Raw genomic sequence first — 23,423 nt, 5'->3', positions numbered from 1 at the left:
TTGAGAAAACCCTAAACTTGGCTCAGCAATCGCAAATCTCTTCGAAAGATCGCTCTTTCAAAAAGTCACTCAATGATTTCTCGTTGAGTATTTGTGATGCTGATAATCTTGCTGACTATCAGTCTTACCTCACAAGCACCCACACGAATTGCTTGATTCAGTTGTTAAAGAGCGTTTCGATCAAGTCTTTCGTCTCAACCGAGGCCGCGCATTCTACAGCAGCCTTGTTTCTCGTCAAGCTGTTTTTGAAGAAGTTTTTCTTTCTTCTCAACCGCTTGCGCTTCCGATCAACCTGCGTCTCTCGTCAGCGGGAGGCGAATCATACAGCGTCTGAAACCGCTGTCAACCACCTCTTTACACCGCCTCCGACCAACCCGACCGAAGCCGCCAACAGCGCTCAACCACCGCCCTGCCAGCCCGGCGCATTCTACTCGAATTCGCCGTCCGTGCAAGCCCTTATTTTAAGCTAACTTCTTGATTTTCAAGAGGTTTCGCCAAGGCCCTGCGCCGGAGAAGGTGCGCATTATAGGTCCTCAGAATCACACGTCAACGCTTGTTTTCAGATTTGTTTCACTCGCCTGGTCATGCGCGCTTTGCTTTACCAAGGCGATCGAGCTTTCTCTCGACGCCTGGTAATCGTGCCACCAGCAGCGAAGCGCCAATCGCGGCGTAAAGGGCCCAGCGACCCGCGTCGGCCCGAACCACCCAGAGCATGTGCAGTAGCACAATCAGCAGCACCGGATAAACGATTCGATGCAGCTTTTTCCAGCGCTTGCCGAGTTTGCGCATGCTCCAACGGTTGGATGTCGCCGCCAGCGCAAGCAAGCCCAGCAGCGCAATGGCCCCCACCGCTATATAGGGGCGCTCGACCAGCTCGTCCGCGAAGCCGGAAAAATCGAGCCCCAGCAGGAAGTAGAGATAAGCGGCGACATGCAACACGGCGTAACTGAACGCCCACAACCCAAGCTGGCGACGGAACGCGATCCACCCGGACCAAGACGTGATTCGCTGCAATGGCGTCATTGCAAGCGAGCACAACAGCAAGACCAAAGCGCCCTGACCCATATTGTCCACCAGTACCTTGCCGGGATCAGGGCCCAGTGCTGCCATAGCGCCTCGATATAGCCAGTAACAGGGCACGCTTGCCACAGTTAGAAACAGAAGCAGTCGGCACCATGGGTAGCGCATCAATAGTCCTTGCTCAGGTCCATCCCTGCGTACAGGCTCGAGACCTCATCGGCGTAACCATTGAACGGGCGCGTCTCCCGAACGTTGGGGCTGAACAGGCTGCCTGGCAGCCGTCGCTCCCGTGCCTGGGACCATCTGGGATGGGAGACACTCGGATTCACGTTAGCGTAAAAGCCATACTCATGAGGCGCCATGGTCTGCCAGGTCGTGGCCGGCTGTTCGCGGACGAAACTGATGCGCACAATGGACTTGATACTCTTGAAGCCGTACTTCCAGGGCACGACCAGGCGCAGAGGTGCTCCGTTCTGATTGGGAAGAATCCGACCGTACATCCCGACTGCCATCAAGCTTAGCGGATGCATCGCCTCGTCCATCCTCAGGCCCTCGACATAAGGCCAGTCGATGAGCGAAAAGGCGGTGCGCATCCCCGGCATCTGCTCTGGCCTAACCAAGGTCTCGAAGCGCACGTATCTTGCGCTGGACGACGGCTCCAGGCGCCGAATGAGATCGCTCAGGGGAAAGCCCAGCCACGGGATGACCATCGACCACGCCTCGACGCAACGCAAACGATAAATGCGCTCTTCAAGCCTGGCCGACGCACACAGAGCCTCCACCGAATAGCGTCCGGGGTTTGCCACTTCGCCGTCGACCACGACGGTCCAGGGCTCGGTCACCAGCTTAGGGGCGTGTGCTGCAGGGTCGCCCTTATCGGGCCCGAACTCATAGAAGTTGTTGTAGTGAGTCGCATCGCGGTAGGGCGTGATGGCCTCGCCCGGCGCAACGGAAGCCTCCCAATGAGCCTGGTCAAGCTTGGCGTCGAACCAGGCAGGCGCATCGGCAGCATCTACGCCCTCGTAGCGCGCCTGGTCTGCACGCGCCATCGTCGGTAAACCGGCACAGGCCAGCGAAAAAGCGGCACCTTTGAGCAGGTGCCGACGATTCAGGTACAGCGACTCGGGCGTAATCTCGGATTCGCGGCAGTCGCTGCGACGAATGATCTTGATAAGCATGACGTGCTCCGCTGCCTGAGGCCTGGGCCATTCAATAGACAGCGGATCACTGAAGAAATCAACTTTCGACGCGCTTGCGGCGACGCATCAGGAACTGCACCGGCCCGGAAACGGCATACGCAAGGAAGATCAAGAGCAGGATGCGTGGCGGGTCGCTGAATACCACCGCGAACACCAGAACCACCACGAGAATCGCTACGAACGGCACGCGACCTTTGAGATCGAGGTCCTTGAAGCTGTAGTACTTGATGTTGCTGACCATCAGCAAGCCGGCCGCTGCGACCAGCAGAGCGAACAGCATTACCACGGCTATCGGCAAATCCGCACCACGAATACCCGGTTCGTCCAACGCCCAGACGGCCCACACAGAGCCAGCGACGACACCCGCCGCTGCCGGACTGGCGAGGCCGATGAACCAGCGCTTGTCGACCTTGCCGATCTGCGTGTTGAAACGTGCAAGCCGCAGCGCGGCGCATGCGACGTATATGAAAGCAACGGTTAGTCCCACGTTGCCCAGCCCGGAAAGCGCCCATTCATAGGCCAGCACAGCGGGCGCCAAGCCAAAGGCAACCATGTCGGACAGCGAATCGTATTCAGCACCGAACGCGCTCTGGGTGTTGGTCAGGCGCGCCACGCGCCCATCGAGACTGTCGAGCACCATCGCCACGAACACCGTGGCGGCAGCGACGTAAAAATTGCCGTTGATGGCCGTGATGATGCAAAAGAAGCCAGCGAACAGATTGGCAGTGGTGAACAAATTGGGGAGCAGATAGATGCCACGATGGCGAACCTTTCGACCCTCTGAATCCTGGATCTCTTCGACGTGCTCGTCGATCGGCAGCAAGCTCTCCGGCTCGGCTGGCTTGTTCGGCTCTTCGGGATGCTCACTCATGTATTTTTACCTTACCGCAGGTTGAATAATATCGACCGACCCCCGCATCACGGGTTCAGCCGCGTGCAGCACCGGGTTATACCAGATGCCAGCAGGCATAACGAAAGAACGCGGCCTAGGCCGCGTTCTTTTCAAGCAGAACCGATATCAGTTCTTGCTCTTGTCGACGATCTTGTTGGCAGCGATCCACGGCATCATGGAGCGCAGCTTCTCACCCACCACTTCGATGCCGTGAGCGGCATTGTTGCGGCGATAGGCCGTCATCGACGGATAGTTGGCGGCGCCTTCGGTGATGAACATCTTGGCGTACTCGCCGTCCTGAATACGCTTGAGCGCGTTGCGCATCGCAGCACGGGACTCGGCGTTGATAACCTCAGGGCCCGTCACGTATTCGCCGTATTCAGCGTTGTTGGAGATCGAGTAGTTCATGTTGGCGATACCGCCTTCGAACATGAGATCGACGATCAGCTTGAGCTCGTGCAGACACTCGAAGTATGCCATCTCCGGCGCGTAACCCGCCTCGACCAATGTTTCGAAACCGGCCTTGACCAGCTCGACGCAACCGCCGCACAGAACCGCCTGCTCGCCGAACAGGTCGGTTTCGGTCTCGTCCTTGAAGGTGGTTTCGATGATGCCGGTACGGCCACCGCCCACGCCCGAAGCGTAGGACAGTGCAACGTTCTTGGCGTTACCGGAGGCGTCCTGGTAGATGGCGATCAGGTCAGGAATGCCGCCGCCTTTTACGAACTCCGAGCGCACGGTATGGCCAGGAGCCTTCGGCGCGATCATGATCACGTCGAGGTCGGCACGCGGAACGACCTGGTTGTAATGGATCGAGAAGCCATGCGCGAAGGCCAGGGTTGCGCCTTGCTTCAGGTTCGGCTCGATCTCGTCACGGTACAGGCGACCCTGGAATTCGTCGGGGGTGAGGATCATCACGACGTCAGCGGCAGCAACGGCGGCGGCCACGCTGTCCACTTTAAGTCCATGGGCTTGCGCCTTGGCAACCGATGGCGAGCCCGCGCGCAGGCCTACAGTGACGTCGACGCCCGAATCCTTGAGGTTGCAGGCATGGGCGTGGCCCTGCGAGCCGTAGCCGATGATCGCAACCTTCTTGCCCTGGATGATGGAGAGGTCGCAATCTTTGTCGTAGAAAACTTTCATGGAGTTACCCCTGTTACTGGCCGTTCGGGCCATTCGATAAAACGTGTTAAATGCTCAGCACCTTGTCACCGCGAGAAATCCCGGTGACACCGCTGCGCACGACTTCCAGGATCGATGCGGTACCGATGGCCTGGATGAAACTGTCCAGCTTGTCCGTCGTACCGGCGAGCTGAATGGTGTAGACGTTGGCTGTAACGTCGACGATCTGGCCACGAAAAATATCCGTGGTGCGCTTGACCTCGGCGCGCTGGGCACCGGTAGCCTTCACCTTGATCAGCATCAGCTCTCGCTCGATATGCGCGCTCTCGGACAGATCCACCAGTTTCACCACTTCGATCAGCTTGTTGAGGTTCTTGGTGATCTGCTCGATCACCTCCTCATGGCCGGCGGTGGTAAGCGTCAGTCGCGACAGCGTCGGATCTTCGGTCGGTGCGACGGTCAGGCTTTCGATGTTGTAGTTGCGCTGCGAGAACAGACCAACCACACGGGACAATGCGCCCGGTTCGTTTTCCAACAACAGGGAAATGATGTGTCTCATGTTCAGGTCCGCTCCGTCTTGCTGAGCCACATGTCGCGCATCGCGCCGTCCTTGATCTGCATCGGATATACGTGCTCGCTGGTATCGACGGCGATATCCAGGAAGACCAGTCGGTCCTTCATGGCGAAGGCCTCCTCCATCTTCGGCTTGAGATCCTTCAGATCGGTGATACGCATGCCTACGTGCCCATAGGCCTCGACCAGTTTGACGAAATCCGGCAGCGACTCCATGTACGAGTGCGAGTAGCGACTGTTGTATTGCATGTCCTGCCATTGGCGGACCATGCCCAACGCACCGTTGTTGAGGTTGATGATCTTCACCGGAAGGTCGTACTGCAGGCAGGTCGACAGCTCCTGGATGTTCATCTGGATGCTGCCTTCACCCGTCACGCAGGCAACGTCGGCTTCGGGGAAGTTCAGCTTGGCGCCCATGGCCGCGGGGAAGCCGAAGCCCATGGTGCCGAGGCCTCCGGAATTGAGCCAGCGGTTGGGCTTGTCGAACTTGTAGTATTGGCTGGCAAACATCTGATGCTGGCCCACGTCCGACGCGACGTAGGCGTCGCCCCTGGTCACTTCGCACAGCATCTCGATGACTGCCTGCGGCTTGATGATGGTGCCGTCGCCCTTGTCGTAAGGGAACAGGCCGCGGCTGCCGCGCCACTCTTCAATCTGCTTCCACCAACTGGCGACGGTTTCGGCATTCGGCGTCTGGCCGATTTCCTTGACGATGGCAACCATCTCGGTCAATACGCTGTCGACCGGGCCCACGATGGGAATGTCGGCCTTGATGGTCTTGGAAATGGAGGCCGGGTCGATATCGATATGAATGATCTTGGCATTCGGGCAGAACTTGGTCGCCCCGTTGATCACGCGATCATCGAAACGCGCCCCGACAGCAAGGATCACGTCGGAATGGTGCATCGCCAGATTCGCGGTGTAGCTGCCGTGCATGCCGAGCATGCCGACGAACTGACGATCGCTTCCCGGATAGCAGCCAAGGCCCATCAGGGTGTTGGTTACCGGCAAGTTGAGCATCTTCGCCAGCTCCGTAAGCTGCGACGATGCGCCTCCCATGATGACGCCGCCGCCGGCGTAGATGATCGGTCGCTTGGCCGCCAGCAGCAGTTCCGCCGCTTTGCGGATCTGCCCCGAATGACCACGTACCGCCGGACTGTAGGAGCGCAGCTTGGCCTTCTTCGGATAGACATACTCGAATTTTTCGGCCGGATTGGTCATGTCCTTCGGAATGTCGACGACAACCGGGCCAGGGCGGCCGGACTGAGCCAGGTAAAACGCCTTCTTCATCACCTCGGGGATTTCCGACGGATGCTTGATCATGAAGCTGTGCTTAACGATCGGCCGGGAAATACCGATCATGTCGGTTTCCTGGAAGGCATCGGTACCGACCATGTTGCTGGCCACCTGGCCGGAAATCACCACCATGGGAATCGAATCCATGTAAGCGGTGGCGATGCCGGTAATGGCGTTGGTCGCGCCGGGGCCCGAGGTAACCAGCACGACGCCGGCCTTGCCGGTGGCACGCGCATAACCGTCAGCCATATGCGTGGCGGCTTGTTCATGGCGAACGAGGATGTGCGTGACTTCCTTTTCCTTGAACAGCGCATCGTAGATGTGCAGCAAGGCGCCGCCCGGATAACCGTAGATGTACTTAACGCCTTCGTCGCGCAAGAAGCGGACGACCATTTCAGCGCCGGATAAAAGTTCCACGTTGTTCACCTCTAGAACGCCAGATGGCCGCCCCGCGTCGGACCGGCCAGAAATAGGTTTACTGCAAGACAGCGCATGGGCGACGGTGGTCGCCGACTACGTCAGCTGCTGACTAGCAAGTATTAGGAAAGCCCCAAAGTGTTGCGGGGCGCCCCTCCCAGCGCGAGGTAACGCGTTGCGGGTGTTACAGGTCGGCGCGGGTGTGCACCTCATGATTGACTGAAAGGCCCGTTTAGCCGGCCGATCAGAACAGCAAGCATGGAATTGTTCGGATTAGGCTCAGCCAAGTCAAGCCCGCCGTTGGTCGTCGGGCTCTTTCAGCTGTGATCCAGCGCAGAATGGAGTCGCCTGGGTTTTGCGTATAGTACCGGCTTGGTTGTGTATCCACAGAAGGGTTTAGCATGCGTTTGACGATTCTCGCGGGCGGTCTTCTGCTTGCATTGAGCGGCAGTGTCACGGCCGGCCAGGTTTACAAGTGGGTGGATGCTCAGGGCATTACCCATTTCGGCGCGCAGCCGCCACAAGGCCAGTCCGCTGAAACGCTCAACACCGCGACCCCACCGCCCCGACCCGTCGCGACCGCACCGGAGCAACCCGACCTCTCGGGGGATTCGGAGCAGCGCCGTATCGACAGCCAGGTAAAACGACAGGTAGCCGAGCAGGAAGCGGAGCGGCAGCGTTACTGCACGACGCTGCGGACCAACCTGGCGCAACTACAGAACAACCCGCGCGTACGCATGGAAACCGACGGCGAAGTACGCCGACTGAACGAAGAGGAACGCCAGGGCCGCATCAGCGAAACCCAACAGAAAATCGCTGAAACCTGCAATTGAAACATGACGGAGCCGGTGCCAGCCGTCTCGGCCGGCACGCGTTACACTTCGCCGCGGCTAATCAGGACGTCGAAGGTTTCCAGCGCCTGAAGCAGGCCGGCCATCGACTCCGGACGCCCCTGATAGACCACTTCGGCCATTGTCAGAATTCCGGATACGGTCGGCAGCGCCTCATCTCGCTCCAGAATGGTTTTCATCCGAGGCAGAAATATCCATTGCAGCCATTGCTCGAACGAAAGCGTATCGACGCAAAACGGTACCTGACTGGCGAGCGCCTGAGGATCCGGCGGTATCGACGTCCAAAGGTCGCGCACTCGCAGCTCGCGCTCTATCAGCAACAACTGGTCGGCGAGTGCGCCAACACGGCGATCCATTACAGTGCCACCTTGGCTCGCTCGCGCGCCTGCGCGGCACCTGCGGCATTACCCTGGCGCTCACGCGCCTGGGCGATCAGCTCCCACAAACTTGCCTGCAGGGCCGGGCGACCACTCGCATAACTCAAGCCACGCCGGGAGAGCTGCTCGGCCTGTACTGCATCGCCCTGGGCCAGGCGCACCTGGGCCAGGCGATACAGCACCTGAGGCTCCCGAGGCGCGATCCGCTGAGCACGTTCGAGACTGGATGCCGCGCCGTTCAGATCACCACCGCCCTGCTGCTGCTGGGCCGTGGTGAGCAGCGCCAGTACCGGCCCATCGAGTCGTTCGTCCGCCGACAGCGTGCCGCTGCTGGAGGGAATCCCGCTTGGCATGGGCCGGCTTGGCGTCGGCGCGGGGGCTGGCGCCGGCGCTGGAGTCGGTTGCGGCGCATGCCATTGTGAGGATGCGCCGGGCACCGGATCCGAGCCTCCGGAGAACGCGGCATCCGGAGCCGCAAAAGTCTGCAAGGGCTCCGAGTTCTGCTGCGGCACCATGACCGTGACGCCGGCATCCTGAGCAGGCTGCGCCGTCGAAACAGACGGGCCGACAACGCGACCGGGCTGCCGCACGGAGACCTCCTCCGATACCGGAGCCCCGGAGTCGACCACGGGAATCGCACCCCGCTCAACCGTTGCGCACCCCTGCACCAGCGCAGCGGCTGCCACAACCATCATCCATTGCTTGCTCACTGTTCGAACCTCTTGAATGTCCATTTAGCGGGCCCCTAGGGCAGCCAGCCACGAACCCAGTCCATGACCGACTCAGCCGGTGCCTGAATACCGCAACCGGGGCCCGGTGCGGGCTCGCTGCCGCGAACGTAGGGAATCTGTACGGCGCCGGGACAGTTATCCATCGTTCCCTGTCCGGTCTGCGCATCTACCCATGCCAATTCGATATTGTCCGGCAGCGGCATCTGTAGCGGCAATGGATCGGCTCGACGCATGAAGTCGGCCCATATCTGCAATGCCCCGGTGGCGCCCGTCAGCGATGTCTTGCCGTTATCGTCGCGGCCCAGCCAGACCACCGCCAACAGGTCTTGGCTGAACCCGGCGAACCAGCTGTCGCGAGAGTCATTGGTGGTGCCGGTCTTGCCCGCCAGGGTCAGCGACCTGGGCACGTAATTGTAGGCCGAGCGACCCGTTCCTTCGAGCATCACGCGCTGCATGGCGTACTGCGTCAGGTAGATAGCGCCAGCATCGAAACGCTGTTCGATCTTGAACGGGTAGCGACTGAGCGGCTCACCATCGGCGGCTACAACGCTGCGAATACCGCGCAGCGGCGTATTGAACCCGCCGTTGGCGAGCGTCTGATACATCCCGGCAACCTCGATAGGCCGCAGCCCACCCGCGCCCAGCAGCATCGAAGGATAAGCCGGCCATTGCGGTGAGACGCCCAACCGCTCAAGGGTCTTCAGTACGTGGGGAACGCCCAGGTCGAGCCCCAGACGCGCCGTTGACAGGTTGTACGAGTTGGCCAGCGCCTGATAGAGATAAACGGTCCCGTGCGCGGTGCGGCCATAGTTCTGCGGCTTCCATACCTGCCCATCGGCGCCCTTGACGGAGAACGGCTCGTCCTCCAGCAGGCTGGTCAGGGTGTACTGGCTGGGCTTTTCCAGCGCGGCAAGATAGATGGCCGGTTTGATCAGCGAGCCAATGGGGCGCGACGCATCCAGCGCCCGGTTAAACCCAGCGAAGCCAGGCTGCCGACTGCCCAGCATCGCCTGCAACTCGCCGGTTTCCGGGTTGGTCACCAGCATCGCGCCCTCGACACCCTCCGCCGCCTTGCCAAGACGCTTGAGGGTTTCCGTCATGGCCTGCTCGGCCTTGCGCTGCAAGATCGGATCGAAGCTGGTAAAGACCCGCAGGCCTTCCTCCGTCAGATCCTCATCACGGTAATCCTCACGCAATTGGCGCTTTACCAGATCGAGAAATGCCGGATAGGAGCTGTCGGCGAGGCTGCCGCGCTGCGTTATACCAAGCGGAGTCTGCCGGGCGGCCGCGGCCTCCTCGGGCGACAGCACCTGCTGCTCGGCGAGAAGATCGAGGACCAGGTTTCGACGCTCCAGGGCTCGCTCCGGATGCCGCCGAGGATTGTAATAGGTCGGCCCCTTCACCATGCCGACCAACAGCGCGACGTGCTGGACTTTCAGCTCGGCGAGAGGCCGGCCGAAGAAATACTGGCTGGCCAGCCCAAACCCGTGAATGGCCCGGCGACCGTCTTGCCCGAGGAACACCTCATTGAGATAAGCCTCGAGTATTTCAGGCTTGTCATAATGCAGCTCCAGCAACACGGCCATCATCGCCTCAGTGGCTTTACGGCTGAGGCTGCGCTCGTTGGTCAGATAAAAATTCTTCACCAACTGCTGGGTCAAGGTGCTGCCGCCCTGACGCACCTCGCCGGCGGTCAGGTTGACCCAGACGGCGCGCGCAATGGACTTCGGCGACACGCCGAAGTGATCGAAAAACTCTCGGTCCTCGACCGCAACCAGCGTTTCGACCAGATACGGCGGCGCCTGGTCAAGCCTGATGAGGATGCGGTCCTCGTTATGCGCGGGGTAAAGCCCACCGATGGTGACGGGCTCAAGGCGCGCCACCGGCAGTTCGCTGCCATCGGCTCGCGTCAGCCCAGCTACGAAATCGCCAGAAAAACGCACCCGGATACGCTGCGACTCTTCGGCGCCCTCGTAAAACCGGAAACCGCGGGTATGCATTTCCACGGCATTGGCCGCAACCGACATGCTGCCGGGACCACTGACCGCCTTTTCACGGCGGTAACCCAGCGCGTCGAGTTCAGTGAGGAAATCGTTCCTGGCAAGTTTCTGCCCAACGAACAGTTCGAGCGGGCGCGCATAGACAGTCGCAGGAATCGTCCAGCGCTTGCCGGAAAATTTCTCCTGCACCACGGCATCGAGGTAGACGGCAACCCCGGCGAATATCACCAGGGCCACAATGGCCAGTTTGATCACCCATCCCAGCCAGGGACGGGAACCACCGGAACGGCGTTTGGAACGGGGACGAGAGGAGCGTGCTTTAGTCATGGCGGCGCATTATACGCACTTTGATTTGCTCGGAAGACGGCCTCTTGGCGGTTTCCAGGCCCAGTCCGGGAAGACATAATGCGCCCTTTGCGAGTGTGTGATCCGCGTCCCGATTGCTCGCCCGCCAACGCCAACAATCTGCAAGGAATGACCGTGAGCCAAGCATTGATCGCCGCGCTGCAAAATCCGGCCCTGTATCCCCATCCGGTCGAGGGTTTCAAGGTCATCGAAACCCACATCTCCTGGGTCATTCTGACCGGGAGCTATGCCTACAAAATGAAGAAGCCCGTGAATTTCGGCTTCCTCGACTTTACCGACCTGGCCGATCGCAAGCATTTCTGCGAGCAGGAGCTGCGCCTGAATCAGCGTATGGCGCCGGACCTTTATCTGCGTGTCCTGCCCATTACCGGCAGCGCCGACGCTCCGGTGATCGATGGCGATGGCGAGCCGATCGAGTACCTGTTGCAGATGCGCGAGTTTCCACAAACGCAGTTGATGGCCGAAGTACAAGCGCGCGGCGAACTGACCGACGCCCATATCGATGCCCTCGCCGAGCAGATCGCCCGGTTTCACCTCAACGTCGCGCAGGTGCCGAGCGGGCATCCGCTGAACAGCGCCGAGGCGATCGTTGCACCGATGCGGCAGAACTTCGAGCAGATCCGCCCACTGTTGGCAGAGCAATCCGATCTGCAGCAACTCGATGCGCTGAACGACTGGACGGAGACCAGCATCGCTCGCCTGCAGCCCTTGCTGAAGCAGCGTGCCGAGCAGGGATTCATCCGCGAATGCCATGGCGACCTGCACCTGGGCAACGCGACGATCATCGACGATAAGGTGGTGCTGTTCGATTGCATCGAGTTCAACGAGCCCTTCCGCCTGATCGACATTGCCTCCGACGCTGCCTTCCTGGCGATGGACCTTGAGGACCGCGGGCTCAAATGCCAGGCACGGCGCTTCATCAATGGCTGGCTGGAGCGCACCGGGGACTACGCGTCACTCGAACTGCTGAACCTGTACAAAGCCTATCGCGCGCTGGTACGCGCCAAGGTCAATCTGTTCCGCCTGCACCAGGAACAGGACGCGGTGCAGCGCCGGGTGATCCTGCGCCAATATCGTGGTTACGCGAACCTGGCCGAAAGCTACAGCGCCATTCCGTCCCGCTTCCTCGCCATCACCCATGGCGTATCGGCGGTAGGCAAGAGCCAGGTTGCACTGCGCCTGGTCGAGGCATTGGGCGCGATCCGGCTGCGTTCGGATGTCGAACGCAAACGATTGCTCGGCGAGCAGCCAGAAGCGCTCGGCACCGAACTGGACGCCGGCATTTACAGCGCCGAAGCGGGCGAGACCACCTACCAGCGGCTGCACGCCCTCGCCGAGTCCGCCCTGAACGCTGGCTTTTCAGTGGTCATCGATGCCACTTACCTCAAGCAGAAGCAGCGCCAGGCAGCCTGGCTGATAGCGGAATCGACCGGTGTTCCGTTCATGATCCTGTCCTGCGAGGCGCCCGATGCCGTCATCGAGCAATGGCTTGGCCAGCGCCAGGCCGAAGGCGGCGATCCGTCCGACGCAACCATGGCCGTGATCAAGGCCCAGCAGGCATCGCGCGAGCCGCTGAGCGAGCGTGAGCAGCTGCTCAACCGGCAGATCAGCACGCCCGAGGCGGGCAGCCTCGACAACCTGGTCAATGCGATTCGCCACCGACTGCCCGGGCTCTGACGCGCGTTCGGGCCTTACGCCAGGCATGGCGGGGGCTATCCAGGCACCGCCGAGGGCAGAACCCCGGTGGTGCTTCTATACTTCTACAGGTCCGCCTATGGAAGTCGACCATGCCATGTTGCGTTCTGCCATCCGTGCCGCCGGATCATCACCATGAATGACAGTGTCCGGCTTTTCTCGATTCGCTCCAACGATTACGCCCAGTTCCGCCCTTCTTACCCGGACAGCCTGTTCAGCTGGCTCGCCGAACAGTGCCCGCGCACCCGCTGCGCGCTCGATGTGGCGGCCGGCAGCGGTCAGGCGACCCTTGGCCTGCTGGAGCGCTTCGACCAGGTGCTTGCCTGCGATGCCAGCCTTGACCAATTGAGGGGCAGTCCGGATTGGCGCCACGCGCAACGCTTTGCCGCGCAGGCCGAGCAATTGCCGCTGCGCAACGGGCGGCTCGACCTGATGATTGTCGCGCAGGCGCTGCACTGGTTCCCAACCCCTGCGTTCTTCGCCGAAGCAACGCGAGTGCTGGCACCGGATGGGCTGTTCTGCGCCTGGTGCTACAGCCTTCTGCGCATCGAGCCCGAACTGGATGCGGTCATTGGCCAGTTGCATGGCGAAACGCTACGTGGTCATTGGCCGTTGGGCCGTGCCAGCGTCGATGCAGGCTATAGCGATATTGAGGTTCCGTTCGCAACCCACGAGCCGCCGGCTTTCGCCATCGAGGCTCGCTGGAACTTGGCCCAATTGCTGGGCTACCTGCGGACCTGGTCCGCCGTGAAGCACTGGCAACGAACCCACGGCAGGGATCCGGTGGCGGCGCTCGAGACCGAACTTGCGCAACTGTGGGGTGACCCGGAACGGGCGCGCGGGATTCGCTGGCCGCTTCATTTCATCGCTGGCTATCCGGGCCGATAGGAGCATTCATGCACGACGAGTTGCTGACCTTGAGAAATCTGGGCAAGACATCCGCACAATGGCTGCATGCTTCGGGCATCCATACCGCTGATGATCTGCGACGGCTCGGCGCGGTCAGTGCTTACCAGGCAGTCAAGTCACGAGGATTCAGTGCGTCGCGGGTGCTGCTCTACGCCATCGAGGGCGCACTCAGAGACGTCAACTGGAAAGACCTGCCAGATGCCCTCAAGACCGAGTTGAACCAGCATTTGGCAAGCGGCGACCGCCCAGACAAGAGCTAGCTCACAACCTCCACGCAGCGCGATTTACTCCCGACCGCGGCGACCTTATTGTGGATACGCGCACCGCTCAACCTTTGCGAGCTCGCCTGTCCAAGGATTGCCGTCATGTATTTACTCGGTGAACAACCAGCCTATGCCGATCATCTGATCAACCGCCTGCAGGGGATACCCGCGCAACTGCTCGAAGGCCTGGCACCTTCGGCGCCCCCGATAGAGATCAAAGGCTCCGATGATTTGACGGCGGCGTTGCCCGCGCAGCACCTATTCATCATCGAGAGCGGCCTGCTGCACGCACTCGTCGATGAACGGCCGCTGTTCTATATGCAGGAGGGTGATCTGCTCGGACTTCGCGAGGGTATCGAACTGCCGATCTGCCGGTATCGCAGCGACGAATCGATTCGCCTGGTGCCCTACTCGCGCAGCGCGGTTTTCCAGCATATCCATGCCGACCAACGTCGACAGGAGCTCTTTACCCAGTACCTCATTGGCCAGACTGCATTGCTGTCCGACGCATTGGCGCGTTTGAAGCAACCCGAAATTCATCCCACGACCGGATTCCAGCATTTCGCCGCCGGGCAAGAGCTGATTCGCCAAGGCGACGATGCGGACAATGTCTTCATCATCATCGAAGGGCACGCTGAAGCGATTGTCGACGGGCAGAAAGTCGGCGATGTGCAGCGCGATGAAATCTTCGGCGCAATGGCCGTCTTCACCCAGGAAAAGCGCAGCGCCACCGTGGTCGCCACGTCCCCGTGCACCGTCATGCTGATCCCCAAGGACCAGTTCCTCAGCCTGATGCAGAGCAATCCGAAAATCGCGCACAGCCTGATAGAGAGCATGGCCAGACGTATTGATCTGCTCAACAAGGAGGTCACCCAGTTGCGCCTGCCGCTCTCCGCCTAACCCTGCCGGGACCGCATGACGCGCGACGGAAATTTATTTTCCAAGAGCCATTGACTAGCGAATGAGAATTGTTATTATTAGCACCACTGGTCGCGAGATCAGCCGGTAAGCTGGAAGCCCAGGCAGTCGGACTTTCAGGTTATCTCCTCATCAGGCTAATCACGGTTTTGACCCGGCTCTTTGCCGGGTCTTTTTTTTGACCTTGAAAAAGACCCGGCAAATCATCGCCCGTCGATCAGTCAGCCTGGTCACGCAGCGCAGCACAATGGTCCTGCTGCGGCTGGGCCGGCGTAAACCAGACGTAATCGGCCTGCTCGACCTGCGGCGACTCGCCCACCTCGGCCAGCAACAGCACCCGGCTGCGGCGCGCGACATCCCGCCCCAGGTGCAACGGCACGCCAAGGTCACGCCTTACATGAAAAGCACCTGCCAGCAGCATTGCCGGCGCTGGCGCCGCCGCCAGCCGCTCGGCCATACGTCGGTCACGCTGCTGCTGAACGGCAAGCATCGCCGGAAGTTGCGACTCGGGCAGCAGGTTGCAATGGGAAACGCGAATCTGCTCGAACATCGCGCGGCGCACAGGTTCTGCAGCCGCAGCGCCACCCATTGCCGGCGCGCGACGGTAGATGCCCATGATCTCGGAACGATCGAGATTCGCTGACAGCAATGGGTATGGCTGGCCCAACGCGTATTCGACTATCGGTGCGTACAGTGACCATTCCCACCCTTGCTGCCACCCCAGCGCGGCCGGCAAGTCTTCGGGCCGTTGCCCCCGCGCGATAGATGCTTGCACGCCGGTCACTTTCTGCTGCTGATCCGGATTGAGCATTTCCAACAGCAGGCTGCCCTGCGCACGTCGCTGCGCCAGCGCTTCGAGCAGCCAGCGTTGCAGCGCGTGGTGATCGGGGTTGTCATGGCGCTCGCCCACCAGCACGCGGTCGACGGCGGCCAGTTCATCGACCAACTGTTGCACCGAAAGGCGGGTTCCCGTGCGCAGATCGATGATCCGGCCAAGATCGGGATGCTCCAGTCCCTCGGGGCTCTGCCAGGGCGGCAGGGGCGGTGTCGATTGGCAGGCCACGAGCAGGACCATGACCATGGGCAATAGAAATCGCATCAGTAGCTCCTCTTATCGCGCAATGACCAGCGGATGCCCCCGGTCCGGGTGCCGCTGGATCAATACGTCGAGCCCGAACACCGCCTTAAGCGGCTCGGCACGCAGCACCTGCTCGGGTGTACCGGTCAGTCGGGCGCGTCCTTCGGACAGCAACAGCAGACGGTCACAGTAACGCGCTGCAAGGTTCAGATCATGCAGGATCACCAGCACCGCGCCACCCAGCTCGGCAAACCGCCGGACGGATCGCAGGATGCTGTGCTGATGCAGCGGATCAAGCATCGCCGTGGGCTCGTCGAGCAGCAACACCTGCCCCACCCGCCCCGGCCACAACTGCGCAAGCACCCGCGCCAGATGCACGCGCTGCTGCTCACCACCAGACAGCGTCAGATAGCTGCGACCCGCCAGATGTTGCGCGTCCGCAGCCTGTAGCGCAGCCGCGACGATCGTCCTGTCGCACTCGCGCCCGCTGGCGTGGGGCAGGCGACCGAGGCTGACAACTTCATCGACGCGGAAACCGAAGTTCAGCGTCGATCGCTGTGGCAGCACCGCCAAGCAGCGTGCGCGCTCGGGGCCTTTCCAGTCGTGCAGAGGACGCTGATGCAAGACCACCGCGCCAGCACTGGGCGCAAGCTCGCCGCAGAGCGCCCCGAGCAAAGTGCTTTTGCCGGCCCCGTTGGGTCCCAGCACGCCCAACACCTCGCCCGCCCCCAGTTGCAGATCGATGTCCGCAAGCACGGCAGTGGCGCCGCGGCGCACCGAAACCCCCTGAGCACGGAGCATCACTGATGCCCTCGCAGCAACAGGTAGAGGAAAAAAGGCGCGCCCAACAATGCGGTAACGATGCCGATCGGTAATTCCGCGGGGGCCAGCATGAGCCGCGCCAGCAGGTCGGCCAGCAGTAGCAGGCTTCCCCCCGCCAGGGCGGAGGCCGGCAGCAGCAACCGGTGGTCGGGCCCGACCAGCAGCCGCACCAGATGCGGGACCACCAGCCCCACGAAACCGATCATGCCGGCCGCCGCCACGGCCGCGCCCACGCCCAGCGCCGTACAGAACACCAGCTCGCGCTTGAGCCGCTCGACATCGAACCCCAGGTGCCGCGCTTCCGACTCCCCCAGCAACAAGGCGTTGAGCGCCTGGGCGCGTCGCGGCAACCAGAACGCCACCCCCAGCGTGACCAGCAACAGCGGCCAGAGTCGTGCATAGCTGGCGCCATTCAGACTGCCGAGATTCCAGAACGTCAGGGTGCGCAGCGTGCCGTCGTCGGCGACATAGGTGAACAGGCCGATCACCGCTCCTGCGAGTGCGGTCAAGGCGATACCGGCGAGCAGCATCGTGGCGACATGCGCGCGGCCCTCTCGACGCCCGAGTCGATACACCAGGGCGGTGACGCCGAGCCCCCCGACGAATGCACTCAAGGACAACAGGTATGGCTGCAGCGAGGCTGGAACGCCACCCAGCAGCTCGCTGCCTACGATGGTCACGGCTGCGCCCAGCGCGGCGCCGCTGGAAACACCGATCAGGCCCGGGTCCGCCAGTGGATTTCGAAACAATCCCTGCATGCAGACCCCGGACAAGGCGAGCACGACGCCCACGCTCACCCCTAGCAACGCACGCGGCAAGCGTATCTGCCCAATGATGAGTTCGGCTTGCCCGCCTTCACTACCAAACGGGACGCCGATCAGACGAAGCATGGCGTACAGCGTTTCGCCGAGCGACAGGCTGACCGGCCCCATGGCCAGCGACAGCCAGAACGCGATCAGCCACAACAGGCCCAGCGAAAGAAACAGGGGGCGTGCGGATAGCACTGGGCTCATCGGAAATGCCGCCAGTCGGAGTTCGACGCGAAGGATAAAAGCCAGTCGACGGGTCCGCCAGCTTTAATCCGCCGCCCCCTACGCCGAACGGGCCGCATGAGCGATAATCGCGAACAGTCAGGGGAGGAAACATGATTGCACTGTGCGCCGCGAGCGAGGTGGCCGAAGGCCAGAGCAAGGGCCTGGAAATACAGGGTCAGCGCCTGCTCGCCATACGCAAGGACGGCGCACTGTACCTCTACGAGAACCGCTGCCCGCACCGTGGAATACCGCTGGAGTGGCGTCCCGATCAGTTTCTCGACAGCAGCGGGAGCCTGATTCAATGCGCCACGCACGGAGCGCTGTTCCTCATTGACAGCGGCGAGTGCGTGGCCGGCCCCTGCGCCGGGCAGGCCTTGCGGGCGCTGCCCGGCATCGAGCGCGACGGCATTATCTGGTTGCAAAACGCGCCATAGTGCGACGTTGTGCCTGAGCGACGATTGGCCACGTTGGGTATCATGCCCGCCACTGCTGCTTGTGAGATGACCATGCGCCGTTTGCTGAGTCTGCTGATCCTGCTGTTCGCCCTTCCCGCCGCTGCGGGCCTGTTCGATAACCGGCCAAGCGCCACCCTGGGCGGGTTGAACAACAGTGCGGATTTTCTTCCGGTGCGCGAGGCCTTCCGCCTGAGCCTGGTAAGCACGACGCCAGAACAGCTCAAGCTGCGCTTCGTTGCAGAGCCGGGCTATTACCTGTACCGCCATCGCTTTCAGTTCAAGGCTAACGATGCGAGCGTGGTGGTGGGTAATGCCAAGCTGCCCGTCGGCGAGCAGAAGAACGACGAGTATTTCGGCGAGGTCGAGGTCTACTACGGCGTGCTCGACGTCGAACTGCCCTTGCAGAATCCCGATAATCGACCCTTTACGTTGCAGGTCACATACCAGGGCTGCGCCGACAAGGGCCTGTGTTATCCGCCTGAAACCGAATCATTCCAGATTGGCGACCCACCCAAGCCCGCCACGCCACTCACCGACGCCAACGGCGCGCCCAATGACGACACCGCGTTGTCCTGGCGCTCGGTGGCGCTGTTCTTCCTCGCCGGGCTGGGCCTGACCTTCACACCGTGCGTACTGCCCATGCTGCCCATTCTCTCCGGCGTGGTACTCCGCGGGCAGACCGGCAGCGTTCGCAGCTTCCTGCTATCGCTCGCGTATGTCCTGCCCATGGCCGGAGGCTTCGCCGTGCTGGGGGCGCTGATGGGCATATTCGGCGCCGAGCTGAATCTGCAGGCGCGTTTGCAATCGCCCTGGATCCTCGTTCCCTTCGCGCTGTTCTTCGTCGCCTTTGCCCTCGCCATGTTCGGCCTGTACGAACTGCGTTTGCCTCAGGTATTGAGCCATCGCCTCGATCGTCTGGCAGGCAGCGCGAAAGGCGGCTCGTTCATCGGTGCCGCGCTGCTGGGAACCGTGTCCAGCCTGCTGGTTTCACCCTGCGTCTCAGCGCCGCTGGCAGGCGCACTGCTTTACATCAGCGCCAGTGGCGATGCCCTGGGCGGCGGCCTGAAGCTGTTTGCCCTCGGCCTTGGCATGGGCACGCCGCTTATCCTGTTCGCAACCGGCGGCAGCGCACTGCTGCCCAGGAGCGGCCCGTGGATGGTCTCGGTACGCAATATCTTTGGCGTACTGCTGCTGGCGGTGGCGGTATGGATGCTCGAGCGTGTCCTGCCAGGCCCTATCGCGCTCGCCCTGTGGGGCTTGCTTGCAGCCGGTGCCGCACTGTTCCTCGGCACGTTGGAGTTCACCCCCAAGACCTCGCGGCAGAAACTTGCCCAACTGCTCGGCCTGGCCCTGATGGTCTACGCGCTGAGCGCCTGGGTCGGCGCGTTGCAGGGCGGGTCCGATCCACTGCGTCCACTGCCGCGCCCGGTCTCGGTTGCCGGCGCGAGCGGTGTCAGCGAAGGCTGGCACACCATCGCCACGCCAGCCGAACTCGACGCCCAGCTCGACGCGGCGCGCGCAGCCGGGCAACCGCTGATGCTCGACTGGTATGCAGACTGGTGCATCAGTTGCAAAGTGATCGAACGCGAGGTATTCGCCGATCCGCAAATCGCACCACGCCTGGCGGACTACCGTCTGATTCGCTTCGACATCACCGACAGCAATCCCGAGCAGCGTGCCCTTCTTGACCGCTACAAACTCTTCGGGCCTCCGGCGATTCTGTTCTTTGGACGGTCCGGGCAGGAACTGACCGAGGTACGGGTCGTCGGGGAAATCGACGCGAGCCAGTTCGCTGAACGACTGGACCGCGCCCGGTCATCCCTCTAGCAAGATCCTTGCAGCAATCTCCAGCCATAATGCCGGCATTTACGCCGATCAAGACATGACTGGACAGTCAGCCCCCGCTTCGGGCATAGTTTTTCCTTTCCCCATCCGCGGCTGTCGAAGGCGTTGATCGGACAGAACAACAAGGAATACTCATGGCAACGTTTCTGGTCCTCCACGGCCCGAATCTGAATATGCTCGGCACGCGCGAGCCCGGTGTCTATGGCGCAGTAACGCTGGCGCAGATCAACCAGGATCTGGAGCAGCGAGCCCGCGATGCGGGACATCATCTGTTGCACCTGCAATCGAACGCCGAATACGAACTCATCGAACGGATTCATGCCGCGCGCAGCGAAGGCGTGGACTTCATCCTGATCAATCCCGCCGCTTTCACGCATACCAGCGTCGCGTTACGTGACGCGTTGCTGGCGGTGAGCATCCCATTCATCGAAGTGCATTTGTCGAACGTGCACAAGCGTGAACCTTTCCGCCATCACTCCTACTTCTCGGACGTTGCGGTAGGGGTGATCTGCGGCCTTGGCGCCAGCGGCTACCGCCTGGCATTGGAGGCCGCCCTGGAACAACTCGCTGCTTCCTGACAGGACCGCGCGCGACCGCGCCCGGCCTTGAAGAAGCGAGCAGCAATGCCCTTTGAACTTACCTGGGAGTTACCGCTTCATGGATATTCGCAAAGTCAAGAAACTGATCGAGCTGCTGGAAGAGTCCGGTATCGACGAACTGGAAATTCACGAAGGTGAAGAGTCCGTTCGCATCAGCCGCCACAGCAAGCAGGCGGCCATGCAACAGCCCTATTACGCTCAGGCGCCCATGCCAGCCCCGGCAGCCGCTCCAGCCGCCGCAGCCGCTGTCGCCGACGTTGCGCCCGCGCAGCCGAAGCTCAATGGTACCGTGGTCCGTTCGCCGATGGTCGGAACCTTCTACCGCGCCTCTTCGCCAGAAGCGGCCAACTTCGTCGAAGTGGGTCAGAGCGTTAAGAAAGGCGACATCCTCTGCATCGTCGAAGCCATGAAGATGATGAACCACATCGAGGCCGAAACCAGCGGCACCATCGAATCCATCCTGGTGGAGAATGGTCAGCCGGTCGAGTACGACCAGCCGCTGTTCACCATCGTTTGAACCGCGGAGAGCCAGCGATGTTGGAAAAAGTACTGATCGCAAACCGCGGTGAAATCGCCCTGCGGATCTTGCGAGCCTGCAAAGAGCTGGGAATCAAGACCGTCGCGGTTCATTCCACCGCCGACCGCGAACTGATGCACCTGGCCCTGGCCGACGAGTCTGTCTGCATCGGCCCGGCCCTTGCGACCCATTCGTACCTGCACATCCCGGCCATCATTGCCGCAGCCGAGGTGACCGGCGCGACAGCGATCCATCCCGGCTATGGTTTTCTGGCCGAGAACGCCGACTTCGCCGAACAGGTGGAGAAGTCCGGTTTTGCCTTCGTTGGCCCCAGAGCCGAAACCATTCGCCTGATGGGCGACAAGGTATCGGCCAAGGATGCGATGAAGAAGGCCGGCGTACCGACCGTTCCAGGCTCCGACGGCCCCCTGCCCGAAGACGAGAAAGCCGCTCTGGCGATCGCCCGGGAAGTGGGCTATCCGGTCATTATCAAGGCGGCTGGCGGCGGCGGTGGTCGCGGCATGCGCGTGGTCTATGAGGAAGCGGACCTCATCAAGTCGGCCAAGCTGACCCGCACCGAGGCTGGCGCGGCATTCGGCAACCCGATGGTCTACCTGGAAAAATTCCTGGGCAATCCGCGCCATGTGGAAGTCCAGGTCCTGTCGGACGGCCAGGGCAATGCGATTCACCTGGGCGACCGGGACTGCTCGCTTCAGCGCCGCCACCAGAAGGTGCTCGAAGAGGCACCAGCGCCTTACATCGACGAGAAGGCCCGCGCCGAAGTACTCAAGCGCTGCACCGACGCCTGCGTCGAGATCGGTTATCGCGGAGCCGGCACATTCGAATTCCTTTACGAAGACGGCCGCTTCTACTTCATCGAGATGAATACCCGCGTGCAGGTCGAACACCCAGTCACCGAAATGGTGACCGGCGTGGATATCGTCAAGGAGATGCTCAGCATCGCCGCCGGCAACAAGCTGTCGGTCAAGCAGGAAGACGTCGTCATTCGCGGCCATTCCCTGGAGTGCCGGATCAACGCCGAAGACCCGTCGAACTTCCTGCCCAGCCCGGGCAAGATCAAGCACTTCCATGCGCCAGGTGGCAATGGCGTGCGGGTCGACTCGCACCTGTACAGCGGCTATTCGGTACCGCCGAACTACGACTCGCTGATCGGCAAGCTGATCACTTATGGCGCCACTCGCGAAGAAGCCATGGCGCGCATGCGCAATGCCCTGGATGAGATCGTCGTGGACGGCATCAAGACCAACATTCCGTTGCACCGGGATCTGGTCCGTGACGAGGGCTTCTGCAAGGGCGGTGTGAATATCCATTACCTGGAGAAGAAACTGGGTATGGACAAGCACTGATCGGGTGCTGAACTGACAAGGGCTGCCACATGGCAGCCCTTGTCGTTTCTGGCTCTAGAAGATGGAAGCCGCTGCCATCGCGCAGTAAGCTTGCCCCCTTTTTTGCTCCGCCACCCAAGGCGGGCGCCAACTTGCATGAGGTTTTCATGTCCTGGTTACAACTTCGTCTCGCCATCGCCCCGGAACAGGCGCAAACCTTCGAAGACGCGCTGCTGGGCGTCGGTGCCGTATCGGTCACCTTCATGGATGCCGAAGACCAGCCAATATTCGAACCCGATCTGGGTACCACACCACTGTGGTCGCACACGCACCTGCTGGCCCTGTTCGAAGGCGACGTCGACGAAGCCGACCTGCTGGCTCATCTGCATCTATTGATAGACGGCCCGCTGCCCAGTCATCAGCTGGAACGCATTGAGGACCAGGACTGGGAGCGCAGCTGGATGGACAACTTCCACCCGATGCGGTTTGGTCGGCGACTGTGGATCGTACCGAGCTGGCATGCCGCTCCCGAGCCGGACGCGGTGAACCTGCTGCTCGATCCCGGCCTTGCCTTCGGCACCGGCACCCACCCGACCACCGCGCTGTGCCTGGAGTGGCTGGATGCGCAGTCGCTGGACGGCCTACAGGTTCTGGATTTCGGTTGCGGCTCGGGCATCCTTGCCATCGCGGCGCTGCTCCTGGGCGCCAAACAGGCGCTAGGGACCGACATCGATGTACAGGCGCTCGAGGCGTCCCGCGATAACGCCGGGCGTAACGGCATCGACCCGGCGCGCTTCCCGCTGTACCTGCCCGAGCAGTTGCCGGAGGGCCAGTCCGATGTCGTCGTCGCCAATATTCTCGCCGGCCCGCTGGTGGCGCTGGCGCCGCAGATCAGCGAGCGTGTCAGGCCCGGGGGCCGGCTGGCCCTGTCCGGGATTCTCGCCGAACAGGCCGAAGAGGTTCGCAGCGCCTACGCCGGCCAGTTCGACCTCGACCCGACGGCCGAGAAGGACGGCTGGGTGCGCATCACGGGCATACGGCGCCCTTGAGACCAACCCGTCCGTGCTCGCAATGCTGCGATCGCTGGGCGCGCGCCGT

General features: G+C 61.8%; 24 protein-coding genes. 12 read left to right on the top strand and 12 right to left on the bottom strand.

Annotation, left to right across the window (positions count from 1 at the left end; all coding sequences use genetic code 11):
- The first annotated feature begins 17 nt into the window (after nucleotides 1-17).
- Complete coding sequence (locus GQA94_RS08405; RefSeq protein WP_233270230.1) at nucleotides 18-470, top strand: hypothetical protein; 453 nt, start codon at nucleotides 18-20, stop codon at nucleotides 468-470.
- 112 nt (nucleotides 471-582) lie between these two features.
- On the opposite strand, the gene msrQ is transcribed toward GQA94_RS08405, so the two are convergent.
- From msrQ to GQA94_RS08375, 6 genes are all read right to left on the bottom strand, one after another.
- Nucleotides 583-1,188 carry a protein-methionine-sulfoxide reductase heme-binding subunit MsrQ gene (msrQ, locus tag GQA94_RS08400; protein WP_158187585.1) on the bottom strand — a complete coding sequence of 202 codons (606 nt, stop codon included), beginning with the start codon at nucleotides 1,186-1,188 and terminating at the stop codon, nucleotides 583-585.
- Nucleotides 1,188-2,198 (bottom strand): protein-methionine-sulfoxide reductase catalytic subunit MsrP, encoded by a 1,011-nt coding sequence (gene msrP, locus GQA94_RS08395; RefSeq protein ID WP_158187584.1) that lies wholly within the window; start codon nucleotides 2,196-2,198, stop codon nucleotides 1,188-1,190. The genes msrQ and msrP overlap by 1 nt, the downstream gene beginning before the upstream one ends.
- A gap of 58 nt (nucleotides 2,199-2,256) precedes the next feature.
- Entirely contained in the window at nucleotides 2,257-3,090 is an 834-nt protein-coding gene (pssA, locus tag GQA94_RS08390; protein WP_158187583.1) for a CDP-diacylglycerol--serine O-phosphatidyltransferase, read from the bottom strand.
- A 147-nt stretch (nucleotides 3,091-3,237) separates the two neighbouring features.
- Nucleotides 3,238-4,254 carry a ketol-acid reductoisomerase gene (ilvC, locus tag GQA94_RS08385; RefSeq protein ID WP_158187582.1) on the bottom strand — a complete coding sequence of 339 codons (1,017 nt, stop codon included), beginning with the start codon at nucleotides 4,252-4,254 and terminating at the stop codon, nucleotides 3,238-3,240.
- A 46-nt stretch (nucleotides 4,255-4,300) separates the two neighbouring features.
- Nucleotides 4,301-4,792 (bottom strand): acetolactate synthase small subunit, encoded by a 492-nt coding sequence (gene ilvN, locus GQA94_RS08380; protein ID WP_158187581.1) that lies wholly within the window; start codon nucleotides 4,790-4,792, stop codon nucleotides 4,301-4,303.
- Between the two features lie 2 nt (nucleotides 4,793-4,794).
- On the bottom strand, nucleotides 4,795-6,519 hold the full coding sequence (locus GQA94_RS08375) for an acetolactate synthase 3 large subunit (protein ID WP_158187580.1): 1,725 nt from the start codon (nucleotides 6,517-6,519) through the stop codon (nucleotides 4,795-4,797).
- A gap of 401 nt (nucleotides 6,520-6,920) precedes the next feature.
- On the opposite strand from GQA94_RS08375, the gene GQA94_RS08370 reads away from it, so the two are divergent.
- A complete protein-coding gene (locus GQA94_RS08370) occupies nucleotides 6,921-7,352 on the top strand; it encodes a DUF4124 domain-containing protein (protein ID WP_158187579.1) in 432 nt (143 codons plus the stop codon).
- A 41-nt stretch (nucleotides 7,353-7,393) separates the two neighbouring features.
- On the opposite strand, the gene GQA94_RS08365 is transcribed toward GQA94_RS08370, so the two are convergent.
- From GQA94_RS08365 to mrcB, 3 genes are read right to left on the bottom strand one after another with little or no spacing between them, the layout of a single operon-like run.
- Entirely contained in the window at nucleotides 7,394-7,726 is a 333-nt protein-coding gene (locus GQA94_RS08365; protein ID WP_158187578.1) for a YqcC family protein, read from the bottom strand.
- Nucleotides 7,726-8,442, bottom strand: coding sequence for a tetratricopeptide repeat protein (locus GQA94_RS08360; protein ID WP_158190060.1), 717 nt, complete (start codon nucleotides 8,440-8,442; stop codon nucleotides 7,726-7,728). The genes GQA94_RS08365 and GQA94_RS08360 overlap by 1 nt, the downstream gene beginning before the upstream one ends.
- Nucleotides 8,443-8,492: 50 nt before the next feature.
- The gene (mrcB, locus tag GQA94_RS08355; RefSeq protein ID WP_158187577.1) at nucleotides 8,493-10,805 is read right to left on the bottom strand and encodes a penicillin-binding protein 1B; all 2,313 of its coding nucleotides are present in this window, start codon (nucleotides 10,803-10,805) and stop codon (nucleotides 8,493-8,495) included.
- Between the two features lie 153 nt (nucleotides 10,806-10,958).
- Between mrcB and GQA94_RS08350 the strand changes: the two genes are divergently transcribed.
- The 4 genes from GQA94_RS08350 (at nucleotide 10,959) to GQA94_RS08335 (ending at nucleotide 14,611) form a co-directional block, all read left to right on the top strand.
- Nucleotides 10,959-12,521: an AAA family ATPase gene (locus GQA94_RS08350; protein ID WP_158187576.1), complete on the top strand. Its 1,563-nt coding sequence runs from the start codon at nucleotides 10,959-10,961 to the stop codon at nucleotides 12,519-12,521.
- Nucleotides 12,522-12,674: 153 nt separating this feature from the next.
- The gene (locus tag GQA94_RS08345) at nucleotides 12,675-13,427 is read left to right on the top strand and encodes a class I SAM-dependent methyltransferase (protein ID WP_158187575.1); all 753 of its coding nucleotides are present in this window, start codon (nucleotides 12,675-12,677) and stop codon (nucleotides 13,425-13,427) included.
- Nucleotides 13,428-13,435: 8 nt separating this feature from the next.
- On the top strand, nucleotides 13,436-13,708 hold the full coding sequence (locus GQA94_RS08340) for a TfoX/Sxy family protein (protein ID WP_158187574.1): 273 nt from the start codon (nucleotides 13,436-13,438) through the stop codon (nucleotides 13,706-13,708).
- 105 nt (nucleotides 13,709-13,813) lie between these two features.
- Nucleotides 13,814-14,611 carry a cyclic nucleotide-binding domain-containing protein gene (locus tag GQA94_RS08335; RefSeq protein WP_158187573.1) on the top strand — a complete coding sequence of 266 codons (798 nt, stop codon included), beginning with the start codon at nucleotides 13,814-13,816 and terminating at the stop codon, nucleotides 14,609-14,611.
- 235 nt (nucleotides 14,612-14,846) lie between these two features.
- On the opposite strand, the gene GQA94_RS08330 is transcribed toward GQA94_RS08335, so the two are convergent.
- From GQA94_RS08330 to GQA94_RS08320, 3 genes are read right to left on the bottom strand one after another with little or no spacing between them, the layout of a single operon-like run.
- The gene (locus GQA94_RS08330) at nucleotides 14,847-15,728 is read right to left on the bottom strand and encodes a ChaN family lipoprotein (RefSeq protein WP_158187572.1); all 882 of its coding nucleotides are present in this window, start codon (nucleotides 15,726-15,728) and stop codon (nucleotides 14,847-14,849) included.
- 12 nt (nucleotides 15,729-15,740) lie between these two features.
- Nucleotides 15,741-16,508, bottom strand: coding sequence for a heme ABC transporter ATP-binding protein (locus GQA94_RS08325; protein WP_158187571.1), 768 nt, complete (start codon nucleotides 16,506-16,508; stop codon nucleotides 15,741-15,743).
- Nucleotides 16,508-17,542 carry a FecCD family ABC transporter permease gene (locus GQA94_RS08320; RefSeq protein WP_158187570.1) on the bottom strand — a complete coding sequence of 345 codons (1,035 nt, stop codon included), beginning with the start codon at nucleotides 17,540-17,542 and terminating at the stop codon, nucleotides 16,508-16,510. Before GQA94_RS08320 ends, GQA94_RS08325 begins: the two co-directional genes overlap by 1 nt.
- A gap of 131 nt (nucleotides 17,543-17,673) precedes the next feature.
- Between GQA94_RS08320 and GQA94_RS08315 the strand changes: the two genes are divergently transcribed.
- The 6 genes from GQA94_RS08315 (at nucleotide 17,674) to prmA (ending at nucleotide 23,374) form a co-directional block, all read left to right on the top strand.
- Nucleotides 17,674-17,997, top strand: a complete 324-nt coding sequence (locus GQA94_RS08315; RefSeq protein ID WP_158187569.1) for a Rieske (2Fe-2S) protein — start codon at nucleotides 17,674-17,676, stop codon at nucleotides 17,995-17,997.
- A gap of 72 nt (nucleotides 17,998-18,069) precedes the next feature.
- Nucleotides 18,070-19,845: a protein-disulfide reductase DsbD gene (locus GQA94_RS08310; RefSeq protein ID WP_158187568.1), complete on the top strand. Its 1,776-nt coding sequence runs from the start codon at nucleotides 18,070-18,072 to the stop codon at nucleotides 19,843-19,845.
- Between the two features lie 152 nt (nucleotides 19,846-19,997).
- Nucleotides 19,998-20,441, top strand: a complete 444-nt coding sequence (aroQ, locus tag GQA94_RS08305) for a type II 3-dehydroquinate dehydratase (RefSeq protein WP_158187567.1) — start codon at nucleotides 19,998-20,000, stop codon at nucleotides 20,439-20,441.
- Nucleotides 20,442-20,520: 79 nt separating this feature from the next.
- The gene (gene accB / locus GQA94_RS08300; protein ID WP_158187566.1) at nucleotides 20,521-20,979 is read left to right on the top strand and encodes an acetyl-CoA carboxylase biotin carboxyl carrier protein; all 459 of its coding nucleotides are present in this window, start codon (nucleotides 20,521-20,523) and stop codon (nucleotides 20,977-20,979) included.
- Between the two features lie 17 nt (nucleotides 20,980-20,996).
- Nucleotides 20,997-22,346 carry an acetyl-CoA carboxylase biotin carboxylase subunit gene (gene accC / locus GQA94_RS08295; RefSeq protein WP_158187565.1) on the top strand — a complete coding sequence of 450 codons (1,350 nt, stop codon included), beginning with the start codon at nucleotides 20,997-20,999 and terminating at the stop codon, nucleotides 22,344-22,346.
- A 146-nt stretch (nucleotides 22,347-22,492) separates the two neighbouring features.
- On the top strand, nucleotides 22,493-23,374 hold the full coding sequence (gene prmA / locus GQA94_RS08290) for a 50S ribosomal protein L11 methyltransferase (RefSeq protein ID WP_158187564.1): 882 nt from the start codon (nucleotides 22,493-22,495) through the stop codon (nucleotides 23,372-23,374).
- Nucleotides 23,375-23,423: the final 49 nt, after the last annotated feature.

The organism is Stutzerimonas stutzeri, from assembly GCF_009789555.1.
GTDB lineage: Bacteria > Pseudomonadota > Gammaproteobacteria > Pseudomonadales > Pseudomonadaceae > Stutzerimonas > Stutzerimonas stutzeri_R.
This window is presented reverse-complemented; position numbering and strand designations above follow the sequence as displayed.

Coding starts and splice junctions, on each gene's coding strand:
- msrQ (WP_158187585.1), bottom strand. CDS start 1,188: ATGCGCTACCCATGGTGCCGACTGCTTCTGTTTCTAACTGTGGCAAGC.
- msrP (WP_158187584.1), bottom strand. CDS start 2,198: ATGCTTATCAAGATCATTCGTCGCAGCGACTGCCGCGAATCCGAGATT.
- pssA (WP_158187583.1), bottom strand. CDS start 3,090: ATGAGTGAGCATCCCGAAGAGCCGAACAAGCCAGCCGAGCCGGAGAGC.
- ilvC (WP_158187582.1), bottom strand. CDS start 4,254: ATGAAAGTTTTCTACGACAAAGATTGCGACCTCTCCATCATCCAGGGC.
- ilvN (WP_158187581.1), bottom strand. CDS start 4,792: ATGAGACACATCATTTCCCTGTTGTTGGAAAACGAACCGGGCGCATTG.
- GQA94_RS08370 (WP_158187579.1), top strand. CDS start 6,921: ATGCGTTTGACGATTCTCGCGGGCGGTCTTCTGCTTGCATTGAGCGGC.
- GQA94_RS08365 (WP_158187578.1), bottom strand. CDS start 7,726: ATGGATCGCCGTGTTGGCGCACTCGCCGACCAGTTGTTGCTGATAGAG.
- GQA94_RS08360 (WP_158190060.1), bottom strand. CDS start 8,442: ATGATGGTTGTGGCAGCCGCTGCGCTGGTGCAGGGGTGCGCAACGGTT.
- mrcB (WP_158187577.1), bottom strand. CDS start 10,805: ATGACTAAAGCACGCTCCTCTCGTCCCCGTTCCAAACGCCGTTCCGGT.
- GQA94_RS08345 (WP_158187575.1), top strand. CDS start 12,675: ATGAATGACAGTGTCCGGCTTTTCTCGATTCGCTCCAACGATTACGCC.
- GQA94_RS08340 (WP_158187574.1), top strand. CDS start 13,436: ATGCACGACGAGTTGCTGACCTTGAGAAATCTGGGCAAGACATCCGCA.
- GQA94_RS08335 (WP_158187573.1), top strand. CDS start 13,814: ATGTATTTACTCGGTGAACAACCAGCCTATGCCGATCATCTGATCAAC.
- GQA94_RS08330 (WP_158187572.1), bottom strand. CDS start 15,728: ATGCGATTTCTATTGCCCATGGTCATGGTCCTGCTCGTGGCCTGCCAA.
- GQA94_RS08325 (WP_158187571.1), bottom strand. CDS start 16,508: ATGCTCCGTGCTCAGGGGGTTTCGGTGCGCCGCGGCGCCACTGCCGTG.
- GQA94_RS08320 (WP_158187570.1), bottom strand. CDS start 17,542: ATGAGCCCAGTGCTATCCGCACGCCCCCTGTTTCTTTCGCTGGGCCTG.
- GQA94_RS08315 (WP_158187569.1), top strand. CDS start 17,674: ATGATTGCACTGTGCGCCGCGAGCGAGGTGGCCGAAGGCCAGAGCAAG.
- GQA94_RS08310 (WP_158187568.1), top strand. CDS start 18,070: ATGCGCCGTTTGCTGAGTCTGCTGATCCTGCTGTTCGCCCTTCCCGCC.
- aroQ (WP_158187567.1), top strand. CDS start 19,998: ATGGCAACGTTTCTGGTCCTCCACGGCCCGAATCTGAATATGCTCGGC.
- accB (WP_158187566.1), top strand. CDS start 20,521: ATGGATATTCGCAAAGTCAAGAAACTGATCGAGCTGCTGGAAGAGTCC.
- accC (WP_158187565.1), top strand. CDS start 20,997: ATGTTGGAAAAAGTACTGATCGCAAACCGCGGTGAAATCGCCCTGCGG.
- prmA (WP_158187564.1), top strand. CDS start 22,493: ATGTCCTGGTTACAACTTCGTCTCGCCATCGCCCCGGAACAGGCGCAA.